The sequence below is a fragment of the Corallococcus sicarius genome, from assembly GCF_003611735.1.
Classification (GTDB): domain Bacteria; phylum Myxococcota; class Myxococcia; order Myxococcales; family Myxococcaceae; genus Corallococcus; species Corallococcus sicarius.
This window is the reverse complement of sequence record NZ_RAWG01000508.1, coordinates 1-4,336: the sequence shown is the minus strand read 5'-3', so window position 1 is coordinate 4,336 and position 4,336 is coordinate 1. Positions and strand designations below refer to the sequence as shown.

Annotated in this window: 3 protein-coding genes; all 3 read right to left on the bottom strand. The window is 71.9% G+C overall.

From position 1 onward, the window contains the following. Positions 1 to 140: 140 nt before the first annotated feature. On the bottom strand, positions 141 to 1,376 hold the full coding sequence (locus D7X12_RS39760; RefSeq protein WP_120630352.1) for a hypothetical protein: 1,236 nt from the start codon (positions 1,374 to 1,376) through the stop codon (positions 141 to 143). Beyond that, entirely contained in the window at positions 1,373 to 3,937 is a 2,565-nt protein-coding gene (locus D7X12_RS39755; RefSeq protein WP_120630351.1) for a TonB-dependent receptor domain-containing protein, read from the bottom strand. Before D7X12_RS39755 ends, D7X12_RS39760 begins: the two co-directional genes overlap by 4 nt. Then, positions 3,934 to 4,336: PEGA domain-containing protein (locus tag D7X12_RS39750; RefSeq protein ID WP_120630350.1), on the bottom strand; the 403-nt coding region annotated here is incomplete at its 5' end. The genes D7X12_RS39750 and D7X12_RS39755, both read right to left, overlap by 4 nt.

The window sequence follows — 4,336 nt, the reverse complement described above, 5'->3', positions numbered from 1 at the left end:
GAGGGGGCCGGCCTTCATCGAATCAGAACCTCGGGAGGGGGAATGCCTCCAACGACACTTCCCCATGGTCGCGGATGGGCCTTGCGAAGTCAAAGCAACGCACTGCTCCGCGCCGAGATTTCACACCGGCCCCGAAGACCTCAACGCACCTCGAGGACGAACGACTGGGAGGGTGTCCCCGGCAGCCCGGCAGGCTCCGCCAATGTCGGATCCAGCTCATTCGGAACACGCCAGGTCTGCCCCGTGGATTGGAGCAGGGTGACGCTGTAGCGCCCGGGCGGAACGGCGGCCAGCGGGGCGGGCGCTGCGGGATCACGCGCGTCCACGGCCTGGGCCCGGATGACCACGCTGAGCTGCGGCACGAAGACGGGTTGCGGACGGGGCTTCCCCTGCTCGTCCAGCAGGGCAGCGAGCAGGGCATCAGGCCGGAGGCCGGCCGCCAGCACGACGGCGTCCGGCTTGCCGTCCATGCCGCCGTTGAGGCGCGCGTAGTCAACGCCCTCGTCATCCACCACGCCGTTGCGGTCCAGGTCGTTCTCGTCCACGACGCCGGGCACGTCCGCCAGCTTGCGCACCACCACGCGCGGCCAGAAGTCCGGCACGCCGTCGCCGTTGGCGTCGTCGGGGATGTTGTCGCGGTTGGCGTCCACCAGCTGCACCCAGAAGCCCGGGGGCCGCTGATCCACCACGCCGGTGAACTGCTGCGGCGTGAGCGTCAGCACCTTCGACGAAGCGGAGGTGTCGAAGTCGCGCGACTCCGACACCTGGAAGGCGGGCCGGTCGAAGGGCACCGTGGCGGTGCTGCTGAAGGACACGGAGACGCCGGTGAGCGGCTGGGGCCAGCCGTCCGCGTCCGTCGTCACCTCCAGGATGCGCGCGGCGCCGTTGGCGGGATCCACGGCGCCGCCGCCCACGTCGCCCGCGTTGGGCTCGCCGGTGACGGCGTAGAAGGGGTTGAAGTCCGGCGTGTGGCACGGCTGCGGAATCAGCCGGCAGGTGTCCGCGTCGATGAAGCCGCGCAGCAGGTAGCGGCCGGGCGCCACGAGGCTCAGCGCGAACGGCGCGGTGAACGGGCCGGTGCTGGTGTCACCCAGCGACGCGCCGAACAGCTCCTCGGCCGGGATGACGGTGAAGGCCAGGGGGCGGCCGGAGCCCTGCGGCGGGGGCAGGGCGTCCGCGCTGTAGAGGAACACCACCGCGTTGCCCCGGGCGGAGGACTGCACGACGAGGCTGCCCTCGATGCGCGCGGCGCGCGTGTTCTGCCGGCCGTCCGCGGTGGGCCGGACCTCCGGCGACTCGCAGCCCAGCGACAGGAGCGACGCGAACGTGACGGCGGCAAGCCCCCGGAAGAGGGGGGAGGAAGGGGCGCGCTTCATGGGGTCACCGTGAGGGTGGCGAACACGCGCCGCTCGATGCGGTTGCCGAAGGGGTGTTCCGCGTGGCCGCCGCCGAGCTGGCTGCCCATCAGCGCCACGGAGGCGAAGTCCTTCGCGACGTCGTAGCCCACGCGGGCGTTGACGACGGTGTACGCGGGGAGGTTGTTGGCCAGCAGGTCCACGCGCGTGGGGTCGACGGCGGCGGGCTCGCGCTCGATCCAGGTGGTGGAGGACGTGAAGGCCGCGTCGATGCCGAACTCCAGGTCCCTGCGGGTGCGGTACGTCACGCCGCCGAACAGCCGGAAGCCCGGCGCCTGGCTGCACGGGCCGCACTGGCCCTCCTCCGGCAGGTCGGAGTTGACGTGCTGGAACGCGGCGCTCGCCTTGATGCCCAGGCCGTCGATGGGGGACAGGCTGATGCCGGCCTCCGCGCCGCGCGCGGTGTAGATGGCGTTCTCGTTGGTGAACAGCGAGCGGCCCACCAGGTAGCTGCCGCTGCCGCTGTCGTAGGCCTCGCCCGCGGGCAGCCGCTGCACGGGGGACAGGCCGATGAGGTCCTTCACCGTGTTCTGGTAGAGGGCCACGTCCCAGTCCAGGCCCAGCCGCGGGGACTCGCCGCGCCAGCCCAGCTCCAGCGCGTTGAGCCGCTCGGGCCGCAGCTGCCGGTTGCCGGTGGTCAGCACGCTGACGCCGTTGACGCCCGGCACGGGCACGGGCAGGCGGGTGTAGCTCTCCAGGAACGTGGGCTCGCGGAAGGCGGTGGCCACGGACGCGCGGAAGGCGTTGCCCTCCATGGGCTGGAAGACGGCGGACAGGCGCGGCGACTGCGCGATGCCCGGCTGGCCCTTGTCGAGCAGCGGGTGGCGGTCCACGCGGTAGCTGACCACGAGCCGCAGGGGCTGCACGATGCGCCACTCGTCCTGGATGAAGGCCGCCGCGTGGAACTCCTCGCGCAGGTTGCCGTCCAGGTAGCCGAAGGCCACGCGCTTGAGGCGGCCCTCCACGCCGATGTTCACCTGGTGCTCGCCCGCGAGTTCGAAGCCCCGCGCGTACAGCACCTCGCCGTTGAAGACGTTGGATTCGATGTCGGTGACCAGCGAGCGCTGGCCAATGGCCTCGTACTGCGGCCCCGCCGTGCCGGACAGGTGGTTCCAGAAGCCCTTGAGCTTCACCGACCCCAGCTCCACGTCACCCTTGGCGTACGCGCCCAGGGCGTCCATGGAGTAGTTGCGCAAGAGGCCCAGCGGGTAGATCTCCGTGTTGTAGCGGTGCACGCCGCCGGACAGGCCGACCGACCGGCCCTCGGACAAGGCGTAGACCGTGGAGAGGTTGCCGCGGGCGCCGCGCATGCCCAGGTCGGGGTTCTCATCCCGGAGGGCGAAGTCTGGACGGCTGCTCGCGTAGTCGCGGGTCCACTTGTCCTCCTGCCGGTAGGCGGCGGACGCGCGGTAGCGCAGGGCGCCGTTCTGGCCGTGGCTGACGAAGGAGCCCTGCACGGTGTTGCCGCCGCCCGCCATCGCGCTGAAGCGCGCGCGCCGGCCGGTGCCGGGGGCCTGGGTGATGATGTTGATGACGCCCAGCATGGCGTTGGCGCCGTAGAGCGCGCTGCCCGGACCGCGGATGACCTCGATGCGGTCGATCTCCTCCAGGCCCACGGGCAGGCCGGCCCACACGGTGAGGCCGATGAAGTCCTGGTACTCGGTGCGGCCGTCCACCAGCACCAGCACCTTGTTGGACAGCCGCTGGTTGAAGCCGCGCAGGCTGACGTTGGCGCTGCCCACGCCCATGGCCATCACGTCCGCGCCCGGCACGCGCCGCAACAGCTCCGGCAGCGTGGTGGCGCCCGACAGGCGGATGTCCTCCGCCGTGATGACGGTGGTGGCGTTGGGCGCCTCCAGCGAGGACTGGGCGCGGCGGCTCGCCGTCACCACGCGCTCCTCGTACGGCACGAAGCCCTGGTCGCCGGAGGTGTCACCCTGCTCGCTGGCGCCGCGCTCCTCGCTCCCGGACGCTGGCGCGGCGGTGGACGCCTGCGTCTGCGGGGTCGAGGAGGCGGTGAGCGACTCGGCGCGGTTGACGGCCTTCTCCAGCCGCTCCATGAGCGTGGCCAGCTGCTGCTGGGCCTGGATGCTCGTGGGCGGCGGCGGGGGCATGGGCAGGGAGGAGCCCGGCGTCCCTGTTGTCCCCGGAGCACTGCCGGGCGGGGGCGCTTCCGCGGAGGCCGCCTGCTGCGTGGCCTCCAGCCGCGTCACCTGGGCCTGCACGCTGGCGGCGTCTGGCGGGTTGGAGGCCAGGTAGCGCTTGAAGGCGTCCAGCGCCTCCGCCAGCCGGCCCGCGTCCTGGTACGCCCGCGCGATGTTGTAGAGCACGCTGGGGTGCGGCTTGATCTTGTAGGCCTCTTCCAGCTCGGCGATGCCTTCATCGAACTGCTTCTGCTCGATGAGGTTCATGCCATTGCGGAAGTGGCGGCGCGCTTCCAGGCGCGCGTCCGCCAGGGCTTCGGTCGCGCAAAGACACAGCGCGAGGAGCGCCCCTCGTCGAAAGACTGTCGGGATGGTCACTGGTACGGATCGTCCTTGTACGCGGAACCGGGAGCCTTCGGCTTCGGTCCCTGCTTCTTGATGCGCGGCGACTGCGGCAACTGCGGCAACTTCATGGACGCGGGGACGGTGCTGCCCGGCTCACCCGCGTAGGTCTTGCTGACGGTCTGGTAGCCCTCCAGCGCGAACGTCAGCGCCAGCGACGCCAGCCCCGACTCATCCGGGGGGAGTACAATCTCCAGCGGCGTCTTGCCCCGCACGTGCCCGTTGATGGTGACCTCCGCGCCCGCGGGCTCGCTCTCCACGCGGAAGCGCACCTCGCGGGGCGCGGCCGGAGGCGGCGTCGCGGGCACGGCGGCGGCGGGGACCTGGCCCGAAGGCGCCCCGGCGGTGGCGGGCGCGTTGGCGGTGGGGAGGGGC

Coding starts and splice junctions, on each gene's coding strand:
- D7X12_RS39760 (WP_120630352.1), bottom strand. CDS start 1,376: ATGAAGCGCGCCCCTTCCTCCCCCCTCTTCCGGGGGCTTGCCGCCGTC.